Source organism: Akkermansia sp. JRP_AM1 (assembly GCF_049262625.1).
GTDB lineage: Bacteria > Verrucomicrobiota > Verrucomicrobiia > Verrucomicrobiales > Akkermansiaceae > Akkermansia > Akkermansia massiliensis.
On the sequence record NZ_CP118234.1, the window covers coordinates 1,157,107 to 1,181,082 of the forward strand.

The 23,976-nt window shown below is 57.7% G+C and carries 13 protein-coding genes, 2 tRNA genes, 3 rRNA genes and 2 pseudogenes; 6 read left to right on the plus strand and 14 right to left on the minus strand.

Annotated elements, in window-relative coordinates; all coding sequences use genetic code 11:
• The first annotated feature begins 36 nt into the window (after positions 1–36).
• Positions 37–1,404, plus strand: a complete 1,368-nt coding sequence (gene argH / locus PVA48_RS05450; RefSeq protein ID WP_180975203.1) for an argininosuccinate lyase — start codon at positions 37–39, stop codon at positions 1,402–1,404.
• A 135-nt stretch (positions 1,405–1,539) separates the two neighbouring features.
• Complete coding sequence (locus PVA48_RS05455; protein ID WP_102728572.1) at positions 1,540–3,219, plus strand: SulP family inorganic anion transporter; 1,680 nt, start codon at positions 1,540–1,542, stop codon at positions 3,217–3,219.
• Positions 3,220–3,225: 6 nt separating this feature from the next.
• Here the strand turns inward: PVA48_RS05455 and PVA48_RS05460 are convergent, their stop codons facing one another.
• Complete coding sequence (locus PVA48_RS05460; RefSeq protein ID WP_022395915.1) at positions 3,226–3,558, minus strand: winged helix-turn-helix transcriptional regulator; 333 nt, start codon at positions 3,556–3,558, stop codon at positions 3,226–3,228.
• A gap of 99 nt (positions 3,559–3,657) precedes the next feature.
• Between PVA48_RS05460 and PVA48_RS05465 the strand changes: the two genes are divergently transcribed.
• Complete coding sequence (locus tag PVA48_RS05465; RefSeq protein ID WP_180973663.1) at positions 3,658–4,512, plus strand: nitroreductase family protein; 855 nt, start codon at positions 3,658–3,660, stop codon at positions 4,510–4,512.
• Positions 4,513–4,521: 9 nt separating this feature from the next.
• On the opposite strand, the gene PVA48_RS05470 is transcribed toward PVA48_RS05465, so the two are convergent.
• From PVA48_RS05470 to PVA48_RS05510, 9 genes are all read right to left on the minus strand, one after another.
• On the minus strand, positions 4,522–5,049 hold the full coding sequence (locus PVA48_RS05470) for a hypothetical protein (RefSeq protein ID WP_022395913.1): 528 nt from the start codon (positions 5,047–5,049) through the stop codon (positions 4,522–4,524).
• A 22-nt stretch (positions 5,050–5,071) separates the two neighbouring features.
• Positions 5,072–5,563 carry a transcriptional regulator NrdR gene (gene nrdR, locus PVA48_RS05475; protein ID WP_012419886.1) on the minus strand — a complete coding sequence of 164 codons (492 nt, stop codon included), beginning with the start codon at positions 5,561–5,563 and terminating at the stop codon, positions 5,072–5,074.
• Between the two features lie 304 nt (positions 5,564–5,867).
• The gene (locus PVA48_RS05480) at positions 5,868–6,041 is read right to left on the minus strand and encodes a hypothetical protein (protein ID WP_423232366.1); all 174 of its coding nucleotides are present in this window, start codon (positions 6,039–6,041) and stop codon (positions 5,868–5,870) included.
• Positions 6,038–7,423: a sialate O-acetylesterase gene (locus PVA48_RS05485; protein ID WP_423232367.1), complete on the minus strand. Its 1,386-nt coding sequence runs from the start codon at positions 7,421–7,423 to the stop codon at positions 6,038–6,040. The genes PVA48_RS05480 and PVA48_RS05485 overlap by 4 nt, the downstream gene beginning before the upstream one ends.
• Before the next feature lie 321 nt (positions 7,424–7,744).
• A 5S ribosomal RNA gene (gene rrf / locus PVA48_RS05490) occupies positions 7,745–7,860 on the minus strand.
• Positions 7,861–8,096: 236 nt separating this feature from the next.
• Positions 8,097–10,932: ribosomal RNA gene (locus PVA48_RS05495) — 23S ribosomal RNA — on the minus strand.
• A 210-nt stretch (positions 10,933–11,142) separates the two neighbouring features.
• Positions 11,143–11,219 (minus strand) — tRNA-Ile (locus PVA48_RS05500).
• An 82-nt stretch (positions 11,220–11,301) separates the two neighbouring features.
• A tRNA-Ala gene (locus PVA48_RS05505) sits at positions 11,302–11,377 on the minus strand.
• A gap of 170 nt (positions 11,378–11,547) precedes the next feature.
• Positions 11,548–13,057, minus strand: a 16S ribosomal RNA gene (locus tag PVA48_RS05510).
• Together the 16S, 23S and 5S rRNA genes with 2 tRNA genes alongside form the textbook arrangement of a ribosomal RNA operon.
• A gap of 968 nt (positions 13,058–14,025) precedes the next feature.
• Between PVA48_RS05510 and PVA48_RS05515 the strand changes: the two genes are divergently transcribed.
• Positions 14,026–14,778: a PEP-CTERM sorting domain-containing protein gene (locus tag PVA48_RS05515; protein WP_102728524.1), complete on the plus strand. Its 753-nt coding sequence runs from the start codon at positions 14,026–14,028 to the stop codon at positions 14,776–14,778.
• 151 nt (positions 14,779–14,929) lie between these two features.
• Here the strand turns inward: PVA48_RS05515 and clpB are convergent, their stop codons facing one another.
• Positions 14,930–17,512, minus strand: coding sequence for an ATP-dependent chaperone ClpB (gene clpB / locus PVA48_RS05520; RefSeq protein WP_102726475.1), 2,583 nt, complete (start codon positions 17,510–17,512; stop codon positions 14,930–14,932).
• A 185-nt stretch (positions 17,513–17,697) separates the two neighbouring features.
• Here clpB and PVA48_RS05525 point away from each other — a divergent pair, with 185 nt between their 5' ends.
• Together PVA48_RS05525 and PVA48_RS05530 are read left to right on the plus strand one after the other, a co-directional pair.
• Positions 17,698–18,141 carry an Ig domain-containing protein gene (locus tag PVA48_RS05525; RefSeq protein WP_309557330.1) on the plus strand — a complete coding sequence of 148 codons (444 nt, stop codon included), beginning with the start codon at positions 17,698–17,700 and terminating at the stop codon, positions 18,139–18,141.
• On the plus strand, positions 18,087–19,301 hold the full coding sequence (locus PVA48_RS05530; RefSeq protein WP_423232368.1) for a glycoside hydrolase family 27 protein: 1,215 nt from the start codon (positions 18,087–18,089) through the stop codon (positions 19,299–19,301). The genes PVA48_RS05525 and PVA48_RS05530 overlap by 55 nt, the downstream gene beginning before the upstream one ends.
• Positions 19,302–19,450: 149 nt before the next feature.
• On the opposite strand, the gene kdpC is transcribed toward PVA48_RS05530, so the two are convergent.
• The 3 genes and pseudogenes from kdpC to kdpA all read right to left on the minus strand — a co-directional run bounded on the left by kdpC (position 19,451) and on the right by kdpA (position 23,889).
• Positions 19,451–20,017 (minus strand): potassium-transporting ATPase subunit KdpC, encoded by a 567-nt coding sequence (gene kdpC, locus PVA48_RS05535; RefSeq protein WP_102721304.1) that lies wholly within the window; start codon positions 20,015–20,017, stop codon positions 19,451–19,453.
• Positions 20,018–20,046: 29 nt separating this feature from the next.
• Positions 20,047–22,143, minus strand: a pseudogene (kdpB, locus tag PVA48_RS05540) (potassium-transporting ATPase subunit KdpB); the annotation flags it as partial.
• Between the two features lie 46 nt (positions 22,144–22,189).
• Positions 22,190–23,889 (minus strand): annotated as a pseudogene (gene kdpA, locus PVA48_RS05545) (potassium-transporting ATPase subunit KdpA).
• Positions 23,890–23,976 lie beyond the last annotated feature (87 nt).

The following is a 23,976-nucleotide window of genomic DNA, read 5'->3' on the forward strand; positions in this document are numbered from 1 at the left end:
TTAAAACGGAAGCTCCTGGGGCACAACATGTGGGTCATGTGGAAAGGCAGATTTTCTAAACCCACCGCTGATCTGGTACAACGCTACGGCGAATCCGTCTCCTATGACTGGAGGCTCTTCCGCCAGGACATTGCCGGATCCATCGCCCATGCGCGGGCACAGCTCAAGGCAGGGCTGCTTTCGCAGGAGGAATTCAGCGCCATTGAATCCGGCCTGAAGGATATCCTGAAGGACATAGAGGCAGGCAGCTTCACCTGGAGCCGTGAGCTGGAAGACGTGCACATGAACATTGAAAGCGAGCTGACCCGCCGCATCGGCGCGCCGGGAGCCAAGCTGCATACGGCACGCTCCCGCAACGACCAGGTGGCCACGGATACGCGGCTTTACTGCCGCGCGGAGATTGATGAAATCCTGGAAAAAGTGCGCCACCTCCAACGGGCCCTGGTTATGAAGGCGAAGGAATACGCGGACGCCATGATGCCGGGGTACACCCACCTGCAGCGCGCCCAGCCCGTCACGATGGGCCACCATTTGCTGGCTTACGTGGAAATGCTGAACCGGGACGCAGACCGCCTCACGGACTGCCGCAGGCGCCTGAACGTTTCCCCGCTGGGTTCCGGAGCCATCGCCGGTTCCACCATCTGCCTGGACCGCCACGGAATTGCCGCGGAACTGGGCTTTGACGCCGTAACGGAGAATTCCATGGATGCGATTGCGGACCGGGATTACATCATGGAAACCCTCTTTGACCTGGCCGTGATCGGCGCGCACCTTTCCCGCATGAGCGAGGACGTCATCCTGTGGTGCACGGCGGAATTCGGCTTTGCCACCCTTTCTGACGCCCATACGACGGGCTCCTCCCTGATGCCCCAGAAAAAGAATCCGGACGTGGCGGAACTGACCCGCGGCAAGACGGGACGCCTGTACGGCAACCTTACCGCCGTGATGGTGGCCGTCAAGGGGCTGCCCCTGACCTACAACCGCGATCTCCAGGAAGACAAGGAACCCCTCTTCGATTCCATTGACACGATCAAGCTGGCCCTGGACGTCAACGCGGAGATGATGGCCGCCATGACGGTCAACACGGCCCGAGCCCTGGAAGCGGCTTCCGATCCCATGCTGCTGGCTACGGACCTGGCGGACTACCTGGTTCGCCGCGGCGTTCCCTTCCGGAAGGCTCACGAACTGGTTGGAAAAGCCGTCGCCATGAGCATTTCCACGGGTACGCCCCTCAACCAGTTGAGCGACGAACAGTTCGCCTCCATTTCAGACGCGTACGGAACGGACGCGCGCGACGTATTTGAATTGACAAAAGCCTTCGCCCAGCGTACCAACCCGGGGGCTCCCAATTCCGGGAACACCCGCCGCCGCATCGCCTACTGGGAAGACATTCTTTCCAAATAACACTGCCTGCGGGGAGCGGACGGAACGGGGAACCTGCCGTCCGTCTCCGCGGCGCGCCTCCGGGTGCAGGAAGGGGACGTTTTACACCCCTCCGGCGGCGGCATTCCACCGCAGCCGGCCAACATCCCGGCAGCCATGTTCAGACCTGCTCTCCTTTCCTCTCTCAAGACCTATACCAAGCAAACCTTTCTGGCGGACCTCTTCGCGGGGCTCACCGTCGGCGTAGTGGCCATTCCGCTGGCGATGGCCTTTGCGATTGCATGCGGGCTCTCTCCCACCCAGGGCCTCATCACCGCCATCGTGGCCGGCTTCCTCATTTCCCTGTTCAGCGGAAGCAAGTACCAGATAGGCGGCCCCACCGGCGCCTTCGTCATCATCATCATGGGCGTGCTGGAACAGTACCACGCGTCCGGACTGCTGGTCTGCACGCTGATGGCGGGCCTCTTTCTCATTATCCTGGGCTTCTGCCGCATGGGGGCGCTTATCCGCTTCATTCCATTCCCCGTCACCACGGGATTTACCTCCGGCATTGCCGTGGTGATTTTCTCCACGCAGATCAAGGACATCTTCGGCCTCACCATCACGGAAAAAATCCCCGGCGACTTCATTGAAAAATGGGCGTGCTACTTCAACTACTTCCACACCATCAACTGGGCGGCGCTGGCGCTGGCCGTCGGCACCGTCGCCATCACCCTGCTGAGCCGCCGCTTCTGGCCCAGGGTGCCGGCCATGCTGGTGGGCATGCTGGGCATGACCGCCGTTTCCGTAGCCTTCTCCCTGCCCGTAACCACCATCGGGCAGGCCTTCGGCAGCCTTCCGAACACGCTTCCCCTCCCTTCACTGCCCCACATTGAATGGCACAACCTGGGAGCGCTGACGGCTCCGGCCTTCACCATCGCCCTGCTGGCGGCGATTGAATCCCTGCTGAGCGCCTCCGTGGCGGACGGCATGACGGGAGGACGCCACAAACCCAATATGGAACTCATTGCCCAGGGAATCGGCAACATCGGGTCCGCCCTGTTCGGCGGCATTCCGGCCACCGGGGCCATCGCCCGCACCGCTACCAACATCAAGGCGGGGGCCAAAAGCCCGGTTTCCGGCATGATTCACGCGGTGACCCTTCTTGCCATCCTGATGGCCTTTGCCCAGTACGCGCAGCAGATTCCCCTGGCCGTGCTGGCGGGCATCCTGACGGTGGTGTGCTACAACATGAGCGAAATGCACACGTTCAGCCGCCTGCTGAAAGGGCCGCGGCAGGATGCGGCGGTGCTGGTAATCACCTTCCTGCTGACCGTCTTTGTGGACCTGGTCGTGGCCGTGGAGGTGGGTGTGGTGCTCGCCGCCCTGCTCTTCATGGGCCGCATGGCCCAGATCAGCGACGTTTCCGCCATTAAAAACGAGCTGCTGGACAACGACGAGGAAGACGACGAAGACCGTTCTACGGCCAAACTCAGCATTCCGGAAGGCGTGGAAGTTTTTGACGTGAAGGGCCCCTTCTTTTTCGGCGCCGTGGAACAGTTCAAGGACCAGGTGCTGGAAACGCTGGAGCACGATACCAAGGTAGTCATTCTGCGCATGCGCCTGGTTCCCGCGCTGGACGCCACCGGACTGAATGTTCTTTCCGACTTCTGCCATCAGTGCCGGGAGCACGGCTCCACCCTGCTGGTCTGCGGCGTGCAGCCGCAACCTCTGGACGTCATCCGCCACGCGCCCTTTTACCGGGAGCTGAAACGCTACAACATCTGCGAGAATATTGACGCCGCCCTGAACCGCGCCCGCAAGATCATCAACGGTCCCGCGCCAAAACACCTGTAACGGCGGCTACTCCCCCCGTGCGGCCAGGTAGGCCGCGCCCCATTCATTCATGGCTTCCAGTACGGGCAGCACGCTCCTGCCGAAGGCCGTCAGGGAATACTCCACCCTGGGCGGAATGACGGGGTACGCCTTGCGTTCCACTAATCCGTCCGCCTCCAGTTCCCGGAGCTGCTGGGTGAACATCTTGGTGGTGGCCTCCGGGATCAGGCGGTGCAGCTCGTTAAACCTCACGGGAGCCTTCTGGTAAAGATGCCAGAGGATGACAATCTTGTACTTCCCGCCGATCAGGGAAAGCGTGACGCCGCAGGGGCAACGGTAGGAGGATGAAGGCTTTTTCATCGTTACAGTATCTTTTTTGACACTATATTACAAAATAGTGCCTACTTGTCAAAAACTCCCTGTCTCCCTATGCTGGCGGGAATTCCAATCCACACAGCCATGAAACTGACCATCGACCAAGACAAGTGCATCCACTGCCATTTATGTGAAAAAGCCTGCTTCCTGACCCGCTTCTGCGGCTTCGATTCCCTGGAAGGAGCTGCGGAACAATACTGCATCGGCTGCGGCCATTGCGTAGCCGTCTGCCCGCGGCAGGCCATTACCCACTCCGGAGTAAAAAGCACGGAACCCATAGGCCCCGTTCCGGGCGAAGCGGAAGTGCTGAACCTGCTGATGAAAACCAGGAGCGTGCGGCACTTCAAACCGGACCCCGTCAGCCGGGAAACGTGGAACGTCCTGCGCCGCGCGGCGGAATACTCCCAGTCCGGCCTGAACGCCCAGAGCATCCGCCTGACGGCGGTGGAAGACCCGGATACCCTCTCCGGCATCAGAAAGGCCCTGCTCCGCATGTACGACAAGCTGGAAAGGCTGGCCGCCTTCCCCGTCACCCGCCTGGCCGCCCGGCTAGCCCTCTCCCCGCAGGATTACCACGCCGTCATCTCTGAAACCGCTACGCAACCCCTGCGCAGGCAGGCGGAGGAACGGGGGGAAGACCCCGTACTGTACGGCGCCCCGGCCCTGCTCCTGCTGACCGGCCCGGCGTCACAAACCGCGCGGGAAGACGCTACGGTCCTCTCCCATAATATCATGATGGCCCTGACCGCGCTGGGGCTGGGGAGCTGCTACATGGGCGGCCTGGTCCTGGGATGCAGGGTTTTCAAGTACAAGCCGCTTCTCCGCGCCCTGGATTTGCCGAAAGGCCACGCGGTCCATCAGGCCCTTGTGCTGGGGACGCCCACCGTACAGCTCAAACGCATGCCGGAACGGAAGCGCCGTAAAATCAGGTTCCGGTAAGCTTCCCCGTCAACGGTCCGCTTCCTGCTCCTCATAGCGGGAAAGGAGGAAATCCAGGTCTTCCAGCAGGGTCTGGCAGGAACGGTCCCACCGCTTCCTGCCCTGGAGCGCCATCACGCATTCCTTTCTCCCGGTAAAACAGTATTTGGTAATGCCGTGCACCTGCAATTCTTCCACCTGCTTTTTCAGCTCACAGGCAAAAAACAGCCAGAACGGCACGCTGCGGGCAATCTCCGCCACGCTGACCGTCATGGGGGGCGTTTCCTCCTTCAGCTCCCTTGCCAGGTGCGCCAGGCCTACCTCCGTAAGCATGCGGCGCAGGCGTTCATACAGCTCGGACACCTGCATGACGGACAGGTCGCACTCATGCTCCAGATAATAGCGCACAGAGGCCAGCAGGTCATCCTTGAACGGCAGGGTGGTTCCGGCGCGCCGGGCGGCATGTTCCAGGGCATCCGCCAGCCACTGTTCCCCGTACTCGGTGATCAGGCAATCACCAAGCTTGAGCAGCGGTCTGTTGTTTCGGAAGCCGATCATGGAACAGGGAAAAGGGGAAAATTTAAAGGATGGGAAGCTTGCGCTGGAGAGGATCAATCAGCGTCTGGTGGCGCATCTGCGTGATCTCCTGGATGAACTCCTCCACATTGGAAAACTGGCGGTACACGGACACGTAGCGGATGTAGGCGACGGGATCGATGGCGTAAAGTTTTTCAATCACTTTCTTGCCGATCTCGCTGGAGGGAACTTCGCGCAAATGGTCGCGGTGCAATTCGGAAATAATTTCTTCCACGGCGCGGTCCAAGCGGTCCATGCTCACGGGCCTCTTTTCACAGGCCTTCACCAAGCCGCGCAAAATCTTCTCGCGGTTCAGGGCCTCCCGCAGGTTGTCTCTTTTTACAACGCGCAGCTCCGTACGTTCAATCTGCTCATAGGTCGTGTAACGGTAATCGCACCTCAGGCACACGCGGCGGCGGCGGATGGTCGTCCCGTCCTTGGACATACGGGAGTCAATGACCTTATCCTCCAAATGACCGCACTGAACGCATCTCATGGCACGACCATACTACTACATAACGCATCCATAAAGGAAAAAGTACGCCAAATATAGTACAGAGGCCTTAATGGCCAGCATCTCCCAACCAAGACTTCCTGTGAATAAGCCGGGGACAAAAATACTCCCGTCCGCGTTTCCGCACGGGTTGACGGAAATGCCGGAATTGTGAATAAGAGGCAGGCAGGCTTCCATGTACTCCGGGTGTGAAGACACATTTTTTATGCTCTCCTCCCACCGGAATAAAAACTGGAAAAGCCCTGAACGGATTCCGGTCCGCGCCAGGGTCGTTCATGGCCGTCCGTTACGGGTTCACCGTTCCGCCTTGATTGACGATACTGCCCGCAGCCAGCCTAGCGCCATTCAGATTCAACACAGCGCCGTCTTTGACGAGGACTCTGCCCAGATTCAGGGCCTGCCCCTCCATTCCTTCCAGGGACATTTCCACCTTTCCGGACAAGATCCAGGAACATTTCAAGGAAGCGGGCAGCACCCGTTCCAACACGACGCGGGCCATTCCCTCCGCTCCCCCTCCGCCTTCCGCACGAACCACCTGCACTTCCGCCTGTCCGGACAAGCGGACGGGGTGGGCTTTGTCCTGGACCGGCGAGGGCTTGAGTTCCACGGTGGAGCCTCCCGGAATATTCCAGGCCTGACGACCCGCAAGCTGTACATTTGTCTCCAACTGCAAATTTTCCCCTCCGCCAGACGGATGCCTCCCGGCCCAAGCGCCAAACGGTCGCCGGAGCCCCCTCCTTTGCTCTGAATAATCACGGTATTAACGGCGGGGTCCTCCACACGGATGCCGAACAGCTTCACCACGCCCGATACAATGCTGGGTTTTACGGAAGAAGCCAAGTTCCACACGCCTACGTTTTTCCCCGGCATTTTCCGATTCATCCAGGCATCCGGAGAACCGAGAGGAGCCTCATAACGGCCGCTGCGGACGGAGCCGGCATCCTTCCCGGCCAGACGGGCGGCTTCATAGGCAAAGCGCGCGCCGATGCTGATCTGGGACTGGCCGTTGTAATGCACCCCCATCTGGTCGCCGGCAGTCAGCTTGGGAAGGTCCCTGGTAGGGGCATAGCCCAGGGACGGACGGGAGGCGGCCAGCTCCTTCATCACCTGGTGGGTCGTTTTTCCCTGAACTTCGGTATCGCGCCCTTCCAGGCCGCCGGTAACATTGCCCGTCTCCGGATCGCTTTCATTCTTTCCGGCCCAGTTGGCATTCTCGCCAATGACGGCTCTCTGTGCGGCCAGGGCGGACGTATCCCCGTACGGTTTCAAGTCCGCCGCCAGATTGCCCAGAAGCTCCAGAAAACGGGAAGCGCTCTCCGGCACGGAAGCGCCGATATTGCTTTCCCCCTGCAAATACAGCAGCCCGGCAAACTCCACTTTGGAGTGCTTGGACTTGTCTACCGCGGCACAGGCGTTTTTGACGGCCTGCACCAGCGCCTTGTAAGCCTGGCCGTTCTTTTGCCAGTGGGAATTGTCGCCGCCGTCCCTGGAAGCCTTCACGACCGCCACGTCCGCATCCCTGAACCATCCGTTCTTCTCCAGCGCAAAGGCAAACCCGTACTCCGGCCCCATGCACAAACTGCCGTTATACCGCGGCATGGCGGGCCGTACCTGCTCCCAGGACGTGGAGGCCCCGGGAAACACCCCTTCCCTCTGGCCGAAGTTCTCATGCCAGTAGAGCGTATTCTTCGGCTCATACTTCTTCAACAACTCCGGAGAAGCGGGACTGCCCTTCACGGCTCCCAGGGAATTGGATTGGCCCGTCAGCAAAAAAATCTTCAATTCTTTTGCGGAGCATACCGAAACAAGGCACAGGAACAGGAAGGACAGCAGATAGGTCATTTGAGTTACAATTGCAGGAACACAACTATAACTGCCGGAATTTTCCTTTTCAATCGTCAACTGCCGGATATGGGAGCCGGAAGGAGGAGGAAAAGGAAAAGACCAGTTCTTCTTCTATGCTCCCGATGGACAGCATAGCCGCTTTATTGATTTTTTACCGAAGAGCTTGGAGGAAGCAAAGGCGCGACGGCTCGGACAGGCGGCATGTACCAAATATTCCTTTTAGCAAAGTATAGGAAGAGAAGGAGATTCAAGATCGCGCCATCAAGAAACCAACAAGCCCCGCCAGTTGAGGAACTGGCGGGGCCTGATGAAAAAAAATCCCGGCGGCGACCTACTCTTGCGGGACCTATCGTCCGACTACCATTGGCGCGGCAGCGTTTCACTTCCGGGTTCGGAACGGGACCGGGTGGGACCACTGCGCTCTGGCCACCGGGCTTCAGGGGAAGAGTTTTTCATTTTCTTCATCCTGCCTGCCCGGGAGCCCTTGGGGGGGCTTTGAGGGGGATTTTTTAAGGGTTGTTGTGTGTGTGGCTAAGAAGATTTCCTCTCGTTACGAGGGGAAGGAATCAGCGTAAACTGACATCTGCGTGGCTGGTGGTGTTACTTTTAAACATACATCCAATGAACAAGACAACAGCAAGTTGTTATTCACGAACGGGAGTGATGTAATATGATGAAGTCTATTGGTGATTAGTATCGCTTGGCTCAATACATTGCTGCACTTACACCTGCGACCTATCAACGTGGTGGTCTTCCACGAACCTATAGGGAAAACTCATCTTGGGATGGGCTTGGCGCTTAGATGCTTTCAGCGCTTATCCCGTCCGCACTTAGCTACTCGGCCATGCACTTGACAGTACAACCGATGCACCAGTGGTGCGTCAGACCCGGTCCTCTCGTACTAAGGTCTGAACCCCTCAATTTTCCAACGCCCACAGAGGATAGAGGACCGAACTGTCTCGCGACGTTCTGAACCCAGCTCGCGTGCCGCTTTAACCGGCGAACAGCCGGACCCTTGGGACCTTCTCCAGCCCCAGGATGCGACGAGCCGACATCGAGGTGCCAAACCACGCCGTCGATATGAACTCTTGGGCGTGATCAGCCTGTTATCCCTAAGGTACCTTTTATCCGTTGAGCGACGGCAATTCCACTTTCTACCGCCGGATCACTTGGGCCTGCTTTCGCATCTGCTCGACTTGTTGGTCTCACAGTTAGGCGGGCTTATGCCCATGCACTCGACACCCGGTTGCCAACCGGGCTGAGCCCACCTTCGCGCTCCTCCGTTACTCTTTGGGAGGATACCGCCCCAGTAAAACTGACCGGCTGACACGGTCCTCTGGCCGGATTCACGGCTCAGGGTTAAATCCTCCAGTTTCAAAGGGTGGTGTCTCATTGATGACTCCGACGCCCCCTAAAGGGCGTCTTCAGCGTCTCCCACTTACTCTGAGCATTAAAACCGAAGAAACAATGACAGCTTACAGTTAAGGTCTATAGGGTCTTTCCGTCCTTCTGCGGGTAGGCGGCATCTTCACCGCCACTACAATTTCACTGAGCGCCTGGTTGAGACAGTGCCCAACTCGTTTCACGATTCGTGCAGGTCGGAACTTACCCGACAAGGAATTTCGCTACCTTAGGACCGTTATAGTTACGGCCGACATTCACCGGGACTTGGGTTCAGAGCTTCGCCTTGCGGCTAACCCCTTGCCTTAATCTTTCGGCATTGGTCACGTGTCACACCCTATACTTCGACTTGCGTCTTTGCAGAGTGCTGTGTTTTTGATAAACAGTCGGTTGGGCCATTTCTCTGCGGCCTGCATCGCTGCAGGCACCCCTTCTTCCGAAGTTACGGGGCTAATTTGCCGAGTTCCTTAACCAGGTTTCACTCTTACGCCTTGGTATATTCTACCCACCCACCTGTGTCGGTTTGCGGTACGGGTCGCTTAGCATACGCTGGGGCTTTTCTTGGCACTCGATCCAATGATGCGCTGAGTCCGTGGACTCAACTCGGAATTCAATAACCTAGTCATCTTTTCTCATGCGTCCCCCCAGTTTAAGGGTCGCGAGCTCAGGATTATTAACCTGATATCCATCGCCTACGCCTCTCGGCCTCGGCTTAGGTCCCGGCTAACCCAGGGACGAAACACGTTGCCCTGGAAACCTCGGGTTTACGGCGGCCGGGGATTTCACCCGGCTTTACGTTACTCATGTCTGCATACTCACTTGCATGTGCTCCAGGGTCAGTCGCCATCACCCTTCAACGCGCATGCAACGCTCTTCTACCACTCTACCGTAAGGTAAAGTCCAGAGCTTCGGTATAACGCTTGATCGCCAATCATTTTCGGCGCAGGATCACTCGATGAGTAAGCTATTACGCATTTTTTAAATGGTGGCTGCTTCTAAGCCAACATCCTCACTGTCTGTGTAATCCCACATCCTTTCCACTGAGCGTTATTTAGGCACCTTAGCTGCTGGTCTGGGTTGTTTCCCTCTCGACAATGAAGCTTATCCCCCACTGTCTCACTGCCACGTTCCATTGCACGGTATTCGGAGTTTGATAAGGTTTGGTAAGCGGGTGTGCCCCCTAGCCTTGTCAGTGCTCTACCCCCGCGCATCAGCACGTGACGCTGCACCTAAATGCATTTCGAAGAGAACCAGCTATCACGGGGTTTGATTAGCCTTTCACTCCTACCCTCAGCTCATCAGAGAACTTTTCAACGTTCACCTGTTCGGTCCTCCACATGGTTTTACCCATGCTTCAACCTGGCCAAGGGTAGGTCACCTCCGCTTCGGGTCCAGTACCTGCGACTTAATTCGCCCTATTCGGACTTGCTTTCGCTGCGACTCCGGGCCGGAAGCCCTTAGTCTTGCCACAAACACTGACTCGCAGACTCATTAAACAAAAGGCACGCCATCGCAGATTGCTCTGCTCTGACACTTTGTAGACATACGGTTTCAGGTTCTATTTCACTCCGCTCACAGCGGTTCTTTTCACCTTTCCCTCGCGGTACTTGTTCACTATCGGTCGCCAACTAGTATTTAGCCTTGCGCGGTGGTCCGCGCTGATTCATACATCGTTCCACGTGTGATGTATTACTCAGGATTCCACTAATTCCCACGCTGGATTTCGTCTACAGGGCTTTCACCTTCTACGGCCAGCCTTTCCAGGCTGTTCTACTATCCAGTATGGTCGAATATCTCGTGGTCCTACAACCCCGAAGGAGTACCTTCGGTTTGGGCTCCATCCGCTTTCGCTCGCCACTACTTACGGAATCGATTTCTCTTTCTTTTCCTCCGCTTACTGAGATGTTTCACTTCAGCGGGTTTCGCGTTTCATACCCTATGTATTCAGGTATGAACGATCGAGTATTGCCTCGATCAGGTTACCCCATTCGGATACCCCCGGATCATCGCTTGCTTGCAGCTTCCCGAGGATTTTCGCAGCTTGCCGCGTCCTTCTTCGCCTGTTGGCACCAAGGCATTCACCGTACGCCCTTACTTACTTCATCATATTGCAAAAGTTTTTTACCACTTCCACAATACCACAAAGCCCTTTCGTGACTTACTGTATTGTCTTATTTCTTGGTATGCATGTTTTAAATTGTGTATTGTAGTTGTTTTTCAACTACCCACTTTGTTGGAAAGCAATTGCTTCTCAGCAATTGTTTTCTTTGCCACGCAGATGTCAATTTTCGCTTTCCCTCAATAATCGATTTTTTTGGTGGGCCTGACAGGACTTGAACCTGTGACCCCGCGCTTATCAAGCGCGTGCTCTAACCAACTGAGCTACAGGCCCGGCTTTGGGTCTCTGAGAGACAGTTACCAAATACTAAAGTTTAGTTACTAAAGTTTTCCGGCTCCCGCCTTCTTACCGAAACTGGTGGAGGCACGGGGACTCGAACCCCGGACATCCAGCTTGCAAAGCTGGCGCTCTACCAACTGAGCTATACCCCCAGTTGCGGTTCTTTTTGAAAAAAGGTCGTCACGCACGTCGTGCCTAGTTTCGCTCCAAGCGAACTGGCTGTTTACACATCTTTGGTTCGTTGCGGGCCCTCGCGGGTTCCGCTCTCTCTTCCCTCGGGAAGAGATCCGACCTGTGCATTTTTCATGCACTTTCTCCATAGAAAGGAGGTGATCCAGCCGCAGGTTCCCCTACGGCTACCTTGTTACGACTTCATCCCAGTTACCAGTCTCACCTTAGGACCCTGCCTCCTTGCGGTTGGCTTCAGATACTTCGGGTGCGACCGGCTTCCATGATGTGACGGGCGGTGTGTACAAGACCCGGGAACGTATTCACGGCGCCGTAGCTGATGCGCCATTACTAGCGATTCCGGCTTCGTGTAGGCGGGTTGCAGCCTACAGTCCGAACTGGGCCCAGTTTCAGGATTTCCTCCGCCTCGCGGCTTCGGCCCCCTCTGTACTGGGCATTGTAGTACGTGTGCAGCCCTGGGCATAAGGGCCATACTGACCTGACGTCGTCCCCACCTTCCTCCCAGTTGATCTGGGCAGTCTCGCCAGAGTCCCCACCTTTACGTGCTGGTAACTGGCAACAGGGGTTGCGCTCGTTGCTGGACTTAACCAAACATCTCACGACACGAGCTGACGACGGCCATGCAGCACCTGTGTAACGCCTCCGAAGAGTCGCATGCTTTCACATGTTGTTCATTACATGTCAAGCCCAGGTAAGGTTCTTCGCGTTGCATCGAATTAAGCCACATACTCCACCGCTTGTGCGGGTCCCCGTCAATTTCTTTGAGTTTTAATCTTGCGACCGTACTCCCCAGGCGGCACGCTTAACGCGTTAGCTCCGGCACGCAGGGGGTCGATTCCCCGCACACCAAGCGTGCACCGTTTACTGCCAGGACTACAGGGGTATCTAATCCCTTTCGCTCCCCTGGCCTTCGTGCCTCAGCGTCAGTTAATGTCCAGGAACCCGCCTTCGCCACGAGTGTTCCTCTCGATATCTACGCATTTCACTGCTACACCGAGAATTCCGGTTCCCCCTCCATTACTCTAGTCTCGCAGTATCATGTGCAGTCCGGGGGTTGAGCCCCGCCTTTCACACACGACTTACGAAACCGCCTACGCACGCTTTACGCCCAGTGATTCCGAACAACGCTTGAGACCTCTGTATTACCGCGGCTGCTGGCACAGAGTTAGCCGTCTCTTCCTCTTGTGGTACTATCTTTTTAATTTGCTCCCACATGACAGGGGTTTACAATCCGAAGACCTTCATTCCCCCACGCGGCGTCGCACCATCAGGGTTTCCCCCATTGTGAATGATTCTCGACTGCTGCCACCCGTAGGTGTCTGGACCGTGTCTCAGTTCCAGTGTGGCCGGACATCCTCTCAGACCGGCTACCCGTCATCGCCTTGGTGAGCCGTTACCTCACCAACTAACTAATAGGACGCGAGCCCATCCCCAAGCGCATTGCTGCTTTAATCTTGCGATTTTATGCGGTATTAATCCCAGTTTCCCGGGGCTATCCCACTCTTGGGGGCAGGTTACTCACGTGTTACTCACCCGTGCGCCACTAGAGAATTATTAGCAAGCTAGCAATTCTCTCGTTCGACTTGCATGTCTTATCCACGCCGCCAGCGTTCGTTCTGAGCCAGAATCAAACTCTCCATCAAATATAATTTTTGAAATTGCTGGACCAAATGGAATCTTTCGATTTCATCTGCGCCATGCTTCAGTCAGCTCTTCCCTCAAGTTGTGTCTCTTGAAGTCCTCTTCGCTCTGCCAAGCACGGCGCGCGTCACGACCTTTTTTCTTTCCCCTTGCTTCTACCAATCCGCCCCTCTCGGAGCTAGGTCGCTCCTTTGGGTTTTTTCTCCCTCACACGTCTCTCGACGCATTCGGGAAAACCCTCGGCGGGTTCGGTAGTCATTCCCTTGAAATCTTCTTATCGGCCCCTTTAATGAGGCTCTTCCGGGTGGCCGGCCCCGGCTTCATTCAGGCCCTCTTTCGAGTCCCTCCTGCCGCCGGGCTTTTCATCCCGTCGCCGTGTTGGCGTGCCGAGAAGTCTACCATTTTCACCTCCCTTGTCAATTTTTTTCGAGTCGTTTTTTGTGAGAGTCTTTCACCCATTTTATCACGTCCATTCATAACTTCCAATTTATAAAATAGTTAGGCTTTTGTCATACTCCCCCTTCTTCGTGCCATTTTTTTGAACATTTTCTCCCGTGATGTTTCCGCAATAACTACAGTTCCTCTTTTTTGCCCCCTGCCAGGACGAAAAAAAGGGCTATTGAACGCAGGTGCTTCCTCCGCCCACCTCCATTGCATTCCTTCCCTTGAAAAGGAGGCTGAACCATTTTGTTTTCCCATGGACGGAAAGGATTTTTTCTGCTATCTATAGGAAGTTTTTATTATTTTGCCATCTATGAAAAGATCATTCTGGATTGGAATTATCTGCGCTGCCTGCTGCCTGGGAAACATTCCTTCCTCATCCGCTGTACAAACAGCCAGTATAGGCTCCACTTTTTCCTGCACCTTCCTGGATTCCGGGGACCAGGGATTTTTTGATTCATCAAGCACCCATACATGGGACCAAGGCCAGATAGACGCTGCCATGCGGGCGTTGACCACATGGGATAGCTTGATCAATTCCACCCCGGGCAGAACACTTACTGTTGGCCTCACCTGGTACGACGGAGCCAATTCCTCCACTCTGGCCTCCGCCTATTCCCCTTACTTCTACTACCAGTCAAATGGACCGCAACAGGTTTCCACCCTGGTGGAGTCCGTCTGGCGCGATGGGAGCACGAGGACTGCAACGGGCTACGATATTTACATCCAGTGCAATACCTCTCATTTGAATTCTCTTTATTACGAGACCGCCTTACCGGCGGAGCATACGGGAAAATATGATTTTCAAAGCATCCTGACCCATGAGATAGGGCATGCCGCAGGGTTTCTTTCCCTGGCGACACAAACCGGTACCTTCCAGGTCCAGTCCGGGAATGCTTCAGCAGCTTACAGCACCATGCTGTACACCAGGTATGATTCCCTGTTAACCAACCAGGAAGGCCAATCCATCGTGAATAAGGCCGGAAACGGGAATACGGCATTTACACTTGGAGAAACCCTGTCCCTGGGCGATACGGGGCTCACCGCCTATAACCCCGCCACCTGGCAGCAAGGGTCCAGCATGGCCCACATCGACAGCGCGAGCGATCCGGACGCCCTCATGCAGTATTCCATTTCGCCGGATACCTACCACCGTACCCTGACGGATGGAGAAATGGAATTGATGCGTTCCATGGGCTGGAAGATGGTTCCGGAGCCCGGCACCTCCACGCTTTCCCTGCTGGGGCTGGCCGTGCTCGCTTTACGAAGACGCCGCTGCTGACGGTTTCCTCTCCCGGATTTTCCTTTCACGCCGGCCAGACGGCAGTTTCCTTTAGCCGCCAGGGAGTGGATTGGTAGCAGAAGGGCGTTCCTGCCAGGGAACGCCCTTCATGGTTTTTCCCGGCGGCACACCGGAAAAGCAGCCTTTTCAGTTATTTCTTTTCCTTGGTAAAGTCCAGCTTGCCGCCCTTTTCCCGCACCACGATTTCCGTCCCTTCCGGGAAGTCGCCCTCCAGGAGCTTGAGGCTGAGGGGGTCCAGCAGGTCATGCTGAATGGCCCGCTTGAGGGGACGCGCTCCATAGACGGGGTCAAAGCCATGGTCCGCCACCAGGGCCGTAGCCTCCGGAGTCATGCGCAGGAACAGGCCCTTGGCTTCCAGGCGCTTGCGGACGCGCTGGAGCTGGATGTCCACAATGCCTTTGAGTTCCTCCGCCGTCAGACGGTCAAAGATGATGATTTCATCAATGCGGTTCAGGAATTCCGGGCGGAAGTGGCCGCGCAGGGCTTCCATCGCCTTGGCTTCCCGCTGTTCCGCGTTGGATTCATTGAGGATGTACTGGCTGCCGATGTTGGAGGTCATGATGATGACAGTATTCCGGAAGTCCACCGTACGCCCCTGGCCGTCCGTGATGCGGCCGTCATCCAATACCTGGAGCAGCACGTTGAAGACGTCTGGATGGGCTTTTTCAATTTCATCAAAGAGGACCACGCAGTACGGACGGCGGCGCACGGCTTCAGAGAGCTGGCCGCCTTCTTCATAACCCACATATCCGGGAGGCGCCCCGATGAGGCGCGCCACGGAGTGCTTTTCCATGTATTCGGACATGTCAATGCGCACGATGGCGTTTTCATTGTCAAAGAGGAATTCCGCCAGCGCCTTGCTGAGCTCCGTCTTGCCCACGCCCGTGGGGCCCAGGAACAGGAAGGAGCCGATGGGTCTGTTTTCATCCTGCAATCCCGCGCGGGCGCGCCGCACGGCGTCGGACACGGCCTTGACGGCCTGCTTCTGCCCGATCACGCGGGCGCCCAGGCGTTCTTCCATGTGCACCAGCTTGGCGCGCTCCCCTTCCTGCAGGCGCGCGGCGGGAATGCCGGTCCAGGTGGCCACCACCTTGGCGATGTCCCCTTCCGTGACTTCCTCCTTGAGCAGGCCTCCGTCCTCCTTCTGCATTTTGTTGAGCTTTTCCTTGCCTTCCGTCAGGGCGCGTTCCGCTTCCGGAAGTTCACCGTACGTGATTTCGGAAGCGCGGGTCAGATCCCCCATTCTCTTGGCCCTTTCGCTTTCCAGCTTGAGGGCCTCTATTTTTTCCTGTTCCCTGCGGACGGCGTCCAGAACGTCTTTTTCACTTTTCCACTTGGCAATCATGGAGCCGGATTTTTCCTTCAGGTCCGCCAGATCCTTGGTGATTTTTTCCAGACGCGCCTTGCTGTCGGCATCCTCTTCCTTCACCAGGGCCTGCCGTTCCATTTCAAGCTGCATGGCTTCACGTTCGATCTGGTCGATTTCCGTGGGCATGGAATCCAGCTCAATCTTGAGCCGGGCCGCTGCTTCGTCCACCAGGTCCACCGCCTTGTCAGGCAGGAAACGGTCTGAGATATAACGGTCGGAAAGAGTGGCGGCAGCCACGATGGCGGCGTCCGTAATGCGCACGCCGTGGTGAACTTCATAACGTTCCTTCAGGCCGCGCAGAATGGCGATGGTGTCCTCCACGCTGGGTTCAGACACCATGACAGGCTGAAACCGTCGTTCCAGGGCCGCATCCTTTTCAATGTATTTGCGGTATTCGTCCAGCGTCGTCGCGCCGATGGTCCGCAGTTCGCCACGGGCCAGAGCGGGCTTAAGCAGGTTGGAGGCGTCCACCGCCCCTTCACTGGCGCCCGCGCCCACGATGGTGTGCAGTTCGTCAATGAACAGGATGATTTCGCCGTTGGAGTCCGTCACTTCCTTGAGGAAGGATTTCAAGCGTTCTTCAAATTCGCCGCGGTATTTGGCCCCCGCGAGCATGGACCCGATGTTGAGGGACACAATGCGCTTGTTGCGCATGCTTTCCGGCACGTCACCGTTGACAATGCGCCGCGCCAGGCCTTCTGCAATGGCGGTCTTGCCCACGCCGGGCTCCCCGATGAGCACGGGGTTGTTCTTGGTCCGGCGGGAAAGGATCTGGAGGACGCGGCGGATTTCCGTATCACGGCCGATAACGGGGTCAATCTTGCCGGCGCGGGCGCGGGCCGTCAGGTCCGTGCCGTATTTTTCCAGCGTCTGGTATTTGCCTTCCGGGTTGTCGTCCGTCACGCGCTGGTTGCCGCGCACTTCCTTCATGGCGGCCAGATAGTTGTCCTTGGTCAGTCCAAAGGTGTCCGTCAACTGGTGCACCTTGTTCTGCGTGTCCAGAGCCCCCAGCATGAAGTGCTCCACGCTGAGGTAGTCATCCTTGAGCTTTTTGCGTTCATCCTCGGCAGCGTGCATCACCGTAGCCAGGTCACGGCCCATCTGGGGCTGCGTGGTAGCACCGCTCTGGGTGGGTTCATGGGATACTTCCCTCTGGGCGGCCTGCAACAGCAGGCCCGGATCACAAGAGGCCTTCCGGAGAATAGGGGAAAGAATTCCGCCGTCCTGCTCCAGCAACGCCACCAGAACGTCCAGGGAGGAAATTTCCGGCTTTCCGAGCCGCCCTGCCGTCTGCTGCGCCTGCATCAGCGCTTCCTGAAATTTTGTTGTTAGATTGTTAAGCATGGTATGTTGGTAATTTAGACATAAGAATATCTCCAACCGTTGAATGGGAAAGCAGGATTTTTGCCGTTATCCAAATTTTTTTGACCCTCCGAATTCCTTGTAATATTGTAGTGCATCCGGCGTATTTTACAGAACCCGCATTTTACCGGCCTTTTCTTTTTTCCTGTCTCCAGTTTTTTACCAAAATGATCCGTCTTTCTTTTCTTCCGTTCCTATGCTCCGCCCTGCTCCTGGTTCAAACGGGAGCCTCCGGCAAGGAGATGCCTTCCCCCTATCCCGCTCCGGAACCCGGCGTCCGCCTGACACCGCCGGAATCACCGGCTCCCGTGCTGAACGAACCGCGGCTTTTCGGCGCACGTCCCGGCTCCCCCATCCAGTTCGCCATCTGCGCCAGCGGAGAACGCCCCATGAGCTTTGCCGCCGCCAAATTGCCCCCCGGCGTGAAGCTGGACAGGGAAACCGGCGTCATCACCGGTAAAATCAGCCGTCCGGGAACTTATGCCTTTCCCGTGCAGATAAGCAACAGCCACGGCAAAGCGAACGGGACCATCACTGTCCGCATCGGGAAGGAGATGTGCCTGACTCCCCCATGGGCTGGAGCAGCTGGTATTCCTACAGCGGCGGCGTGAGCCAGGAAAATATCCTGAAAACCGCCCGGCTGCTCATCAGTTCCGGGCTGGCCCAATACGGCTACCGCTATGTCAACATTGACGATTGCTGGCAAGGCGCCAGAGGCGGCAAGTACCGCGCCATCCAGCCCAACAAGCGTTTTCCGGATATGAAGTCCATGTGCCGTGAAATCCACAGCCTGGGACTGAAAGCGGGGATTTACTCAACCCCGTGGATGGGAACTTACGCCGGCTACATGGGAGGCACTTCCCCCAATCCGCAGGGAGATTATTCCTCCCTGGCCCTTCCTGAAAGCAAACGCCCGCAGCCCGATCAATTGTTCGGGAGCTGTCCGGGTTCCCAGCGGCTGGGAGCCGCCAAAACAGGCCCCGTATGGATGATTACCCAGGATGCCAGGCAGTGGGCGGAATGGGGGTTTGACTACGTCAAGATGGACTGGTACCTGATCGACGTGCCCAGCACGGAAAGAATCGCGGCGGATTTGAAAAAAAGCGGCAGGGATATTGTGCTGAGCGTTTCCAATTCCACCCCGTTCGAGATTGCCGGCCCCATCAGCAAAACGGCCAACGTCTGGCGCACGACGGGAGATATCGAAGACCACTGGGGCAGTTTGAAGAAGATCGCTTCCTCCCAGGAGAAATGGCAGCCCTATGCCGGACCGGGGCACTGGAATGATCCGGACATGCTTCAAATCGGCCGCCTGGGCAAGGTCGGAAAGGCGAATACCACATTCTCCCCCACCCGGCTGACTCCGGACGAGCAGTATTTCCAGATGTCCTTCTGGGCCATAATATCCGCCCCCCTGATTATTTCATGCGATCTGGAGCATCTGGACGATTTCACGCGGGGCATCCTGTGCAACCGGGAAGTGATCGCCGTCAACCAGACGTTTCACGGCCCTTCGGAAAAAGTCCTGTCCCAAGATGATGGAGAAGTATGGATCAAACCGCTGGGGGAAGGCCGTACCGCCGTCGGCTTTTTCAATAAAAGCAATAAAGGCCAGACCATTCATGTCCCCCTTTCCCGCCTCAAGCTGAAGTCTCCGCAAAACGCGCGCGACCTGTGGAAGCAGGAAAACGCCGGCACGGCAAGCCGGGAAATGAAGGTGCGGCTCAATCCCCACGGAGCGGCCCTGTTTCTTCTGGAAGGCAAAAGATAGCCCCATGGTTCTGGAGGAGAGTTCCTCCCTTTCATTCATAAAATCCGCCCCGGCGACCGGAGAAAGATGCGGAACCAAGGCACCGGACAACTGCCGGACGATTTTTCCGCCAGGGTATTCCCCGGACCGGGACGGTCAACTATATACCACTAACTGGGGGGCAATGTATCCAGGGCGGCGTTCAGCGTCATCACGTTGATTACGTTTTCCCCCAGGATGCCGCCCGGAATGAGGTGTTCCGCCACCAATCGCCTTACTTTTTCCAGTGGCAGCTTGCGGGCCGCCGCCACGCGGGCCGCCTGGAATTCCGCCGCTTCCGGGGAAATGCAGGATTCCAGACCGCTTCCAGAAGCGAACAGGAGATCTGCCGGAACAGGCGTTTCCTGCGGCAGGTTGTGGGCTTTCAGCAGGGCCGCCTTGCGCTCCGCCACCGTCCTGACCAGTTCTCCGGAGGTCCAGGAGAGGTTGCTGGCACCGGAAGGCATGGTGGCGTAGTCCCCGGCGGAGGGCCTGGGCCAGAAGTACCTGGCGGAAGTGAAGGGCTGGGCGATGAGCTCCGAGGCGATGACTTCCCCCCGTTCATTCCGGATCAGGGAGCCGTGCGCCTGATGGGGGAACAGAATCAGGCTGACAAGCGTGACAGCCAAGGGATAAATGCCGCCGGTGACGACGGCCAGCGCCAGAAACAGGCGCAGATTGGGAAATGTCCATTTCATAATGATTCAGCAGGTTGATTTTTAATTGTTCAGACGAGGTGCAGGGCGGTGACGGCCATGTCAATGAGCTTGATGCCGATGAACGGCGCAATCAGGCCGCCTACCCCGTAAATGAGGATGTTGCGCTTCAGCAGGGAGGCTGCTCCCGCCGGTCGGTAGGAAACCCCCTTCAAGGCCAGTGGAATAAGCGCCACGATAATGAGGGCGTTGAAGATCACCGCGCTGAGGATGGCGCTCTGCGGGGAGTGCAGTCCCATCACGTTCAGGGCGGAAAGCGGCCCCCGGGCCATGCCGTCAGCCACAAAGAGGCCCGCAAACATGGCGGGGATGATGGCGAAGTACTTGGCCACGTCATTGGCGAAGGAGAAGGTGGTCAGCGCGCCGCGGGTGATCAGCATTTGCTTGCCGATTTCCACGATTTCAATCAGCTTGGTCGGGTTGCTGTCCAGGTCTACCATGTTGCCCGCCTCCCGGGCGGCCTGCGTGCCGGTGTTCATCGCCACGCCCACATCGGCCTGGGCCAGGGCGGGAGCGTCGTTGGTGCCGTCCCCGGTCATGGCCACCAGATGGCCTTCCGCCTGTTCTTCACGGATGCGCGCCAGCTTCATTTCCGGCGTGGCTTCCGCAATGAAGTCATCCACTCCGGCCTCCGCCGCAATGGATGCGGCAGTCAGGGCATTGTCCCCTGTCACCATGACGGTGCGGATGCCCATGGCCCGGAGCCGGGCGAAGCGTTCCTTAATGCCGCCCTTGACGATGTCTTTCAGGTAAATGACGCCCAGCACGTCCCTTCCCCGTGCCACCACCAGCGGCGTGCCGCCGGCACGCGCGACGTTCTGCACGGTCATTTCCACCTCCTGCGGGAAGGCTCCGCCCTGGTCCTTCACCCACTGCGCCACGCTTTCCGCAGCGCCTTTCCGGATGGAAACGGCCGGCTGGCCGCCGTGCGCCGCAATGTCCACGCCGCTCATGCGGGTGGAAGCGGAGAACGGAACAAAGGTGATGTGGTCCGCGTCCATGTGGCGGCCCCGGATTCCAAATTGCTTTTTGGCCAGCACTACGATGCTACGCCCTTCCGGCGTTTCATCGGACAGGGAGGCGAGCTGGGCGGCTTCCGCCAGCTGCTGGTCCTCCACGCCGGGCGCAGGCAGGAATTCATTCGCCATGCGGTTGCCGAAGGTGATGGTTCCGGTCTTGTCCAGCATCAGCACATCAATGTCCCCGGCCGCTTCCACGGCACGGCCGGACGTAGCCAGCACGTTCCGGCGCACCAGCCGGTCAATGCCGCTGATGCCGATGGCGCTCAGCAGGCCGCCGATCGTCGTCGGAATCAGGCACACCAGCAGGGAGACCAGAACGGGCAGGGAGATATGGCCGTCCGCCCTGAAGCCCAGCGCCCGGGCGGAATCTTCAATGTATCCGGCCATGGCTGGGAGGGAAAGCACTACGGCAATGAAGACGATGGTCAGCGCCACGAGCAGGATGCCCAGCGCGATTTCATTGGGCGTCTTCTGCCGGCTGGCGCCCTCCACCATGGCGATCATGCGGTCCAGGAAGGTATTGCCCGGTTCCGCCGTGATGCGGATGACGATGCCGTCGCTGATCACGCGGGTGCCCCCCGTTACGGCGCTGCGGTCTCCCCCGCTTTCACGGATGACCGGGGCGGATTCCCCGGTAATGGCGGATTCGTCCACGCTGGCGATGCCTTCAATCACCTCGCCGTCAAGAGGAATGATGTCCCCGGCCTCGCACAGCACTTTTTGCCCCTTGCGCAGCTCGGAAACGGAGACTATTTCCTCCGTCCCCTTGTCCGTCAGCAGACGGGCGTTCACATAGACGCGCATTTTTTTCAGAGCGTCCGCCTGGGCCTTTCCACGGCCTTCCGCCAATGCTTCCGCAAAGTTGGCGAACAGGACGGTGAACCAGAGCCAGAGTGTGACTTGCAGGGTAAAGCCGAAAGGCTGCCCGGCGGCGGCATCCCGGATAAGGACGACCGTAGCAACCAGGGCACCGATGGCCGTGACGAATATCACGAAGTTTTTGGATAAAGCACGCGGGTCAAATTTGCGCAGCGCGTCCCGGAAGGCCGTTTTCAGCATGGCCCCGTTACACCAGGATTGATTCTTTTTCTTCTTTCATCATCATAAAATCTGGTTTGTTGGTGAATGCTCCTTACAGCATGGTTCCCGAATACAGGAGCAGATGCTCCAGAATGGGCCCCAGGGCCAGGGCCGGGAAGAAGGTGAGGGCGCCTACAATCAGCACCACGGCCACCAGCAGAACCATGAACATCAGGTTGTCCGTCGCCATGGTGCCCTGGGCCGGAGGCGCGGTTTTCTTGGATACCATGCTGCCCGCAATGATCATCACCGGAATGATGGCTCCGAAGCGGGCCAGCAGCATCGCCAGGCCGCCCAGCACGGAATAGAAAGGCGTATCCCCCACAGCCAGGCCGGCAAAGGCGCTCCCGTTGTTCCCGGCCTGGGAACCGAAGCAGTACAGGATTTCCGTCAGCCCGTGGGGTCCGGCATTGCAGATGGATTCACGCCCCACTTCCGTAGCGGCGGCCAGTCCGCTCATAAGCAGGACGGTTATGCCGGGCAGCAGAACGCCCACCATGGACCAGCGCACTTCCCGCGCTTCAATTTTTTTGCCCAGGAATTCGGGAGTACGCCCCACCATCAGCCCGCACAGGAAGACAGTGATCATGGCGAACATCAGCATGCCGTACAGGCCGCAGCCCAGGCCGCCGAAGATCACTTCACCCAGCAGCATGTTGAACAGGGCAATGCCGCCGCCCAGTGGGGACATGCTGCAGTGCATGCAGTTCACGGAGCCGTTGGAGGAGGCCGTCGTAGCCACGGACCAGAGGGAGCTGTTCGTCACGCCCAGGCGCACTTCCTTGCCTTCCAGCATTTCCATGCCGGGGAACAGCGGGTTCCCCGTGTGTTCCGCCCACTGGGAAAGCCCGATGGTCGTCACAAGCAGAAGCATCATGGCGCCGAAGATGATCCAGCCCTGCCTTTTTTTCCCGATCATCACGCCGTAGGCGTACGGGCAGGCGCAGCCGATCAGGAGCAGGGAGAGCATTTCAATCATGTTGCTGAACGGCGTGGGGTTTTCAAAGGGGTGCGTGCTGTTGTTCCCGAAGAAGCCGCCGCCGTTCGTCCCAAGCTGCTTGATGGCCACCTGGGAGGCCGCCGGACCGTTGGGAATCACCTGCTCCACGCCGTCCATGCCCGGTACGGTGGCGGGTCCGTCAAAGGACTGCACCACCCCCTGGGAGACCAGCAGAAGCGCGACGACCACGGAAATCGGAATCAGAAAGTACAAGGTACTGCGCGTCAGGTCCGCCCAGAAGTTGCCCAGAGTGGAGGCGCATTTCCTTTTCAGACCGCGGATCAGGGCGGCCATGACGGCAATCCCCGTGGCGGCGCTGACGAAGTTCTGCACGCCCAGCCCGGTCATCTGGACAAAGTAGCTGATGCCTTCCGGCCCTTCGCCGGAGTAGAACTGCCAGTTCGTGTTGGTCATGAAGCTGATGGCCGTATTCAGGGCAATGTCCCACCGCATGTTTTCCGTGCCGGCGGGATTCAGCGGCAGCCATTTCTGGCACAGCAGGGAAAGGAACAGGATGAGGAATCCGGCGGCGTTGAACAGAAGAACGGCCGTCAGATACTTTTTCCAGTCCATTTCGCGGGAGGGGTCCACGCCGGCCACACGGTAGGTGCAGCGCTCCACGGGACCAAGAACCGGGAAAGCCAGCTCCGCTTTCCCTGTAAAACATTCGCCAGCCACTTCCCGAGCAACGGAGTGAAGGCGACCAGTATGCCTATGAATAGGACAATGATTAACAAGTCGTGTGAGGACATAACGCAACTTTATACATGTTCCGGAAATTCCGGGTAGTTAACAAGGGGCTGCCGGACATTAAGAAATTGTTAATTTCCCTCCGGAAG

Excerpts from the sequence above, each read along its gene's own strand:
- kdpC (WP_102721304.1), bottom strand. The coding sequence starts at position 20,017 with ATGAAATGGACATTTCCCAATCTGCGCCTGTTTCTGGCGCTGGCCGTC.
- PVA48_RS05465 (WP_180973663.1), top strand. The coding sequence starts at position 3,658 with ATGAAACTGACCATCGACCAAGACAAGTGCATCCACTGCCATTTATGT.
- argH (WP_180975203.1), top strand. The coding sequence starts at position 37 with ATGTGGAAAGGCAGATTTTCTAAACCCACCGCTGATCTGGTACAACGC.
- nrdR (WP_012419886.1), bottom strand. The coding sequence starts at position 5,563 with ATGAGATGCGTTCAGTGCGGTCATTTGGAGGATAAGGTCATTGACTCC.
- PVA48_RS05455 (WP_102728572.1), top strand. The coding sequence starts at position 1,540 with ATGTTCAGACCTGCTCTCCTTTCCTCTCTCAAGACCTATACCAAGCAA.
- PVA48_RS05470 (WP_022395913.1), bottom strand. The coding sequence starts at position 5,049 with ATGATCGGCTTCCGAAACAACAGACCGCTGCTCAAGCTTGGTGATTGC.
- PVA48_RS05460 (WP_022395915.1), bottom strand. The coding sequence starts at position 3,558 with ATGAAAAAGCCTTCATCCTCCTACCGTTGCCCCTGCGGCGTCACGCTT.
- PVA48_RS05525 (WP_309557330.1), top strand. The coding sequence starts at position 17,698 with ATGATCCGTCTTTCTTTTCTTCCGTTCCTATGCTCCGCCCTGCTCCTG.
- clpB (WP_102726475.1), bottom strand. The coding sequence starts at position 17,512 with ATGCTTAACAATCTAACAACAAAATTTCAGGAAGCGCTGATGCAGGCG.
- PVA48_RS05485 (WP_423232367.1), bottom strand. The coding sequence starts at position 7,423 with ATGACCTATCTGCTGTCCTTCCTGTTCCTGTGCCTTGTTTCGGTATGC.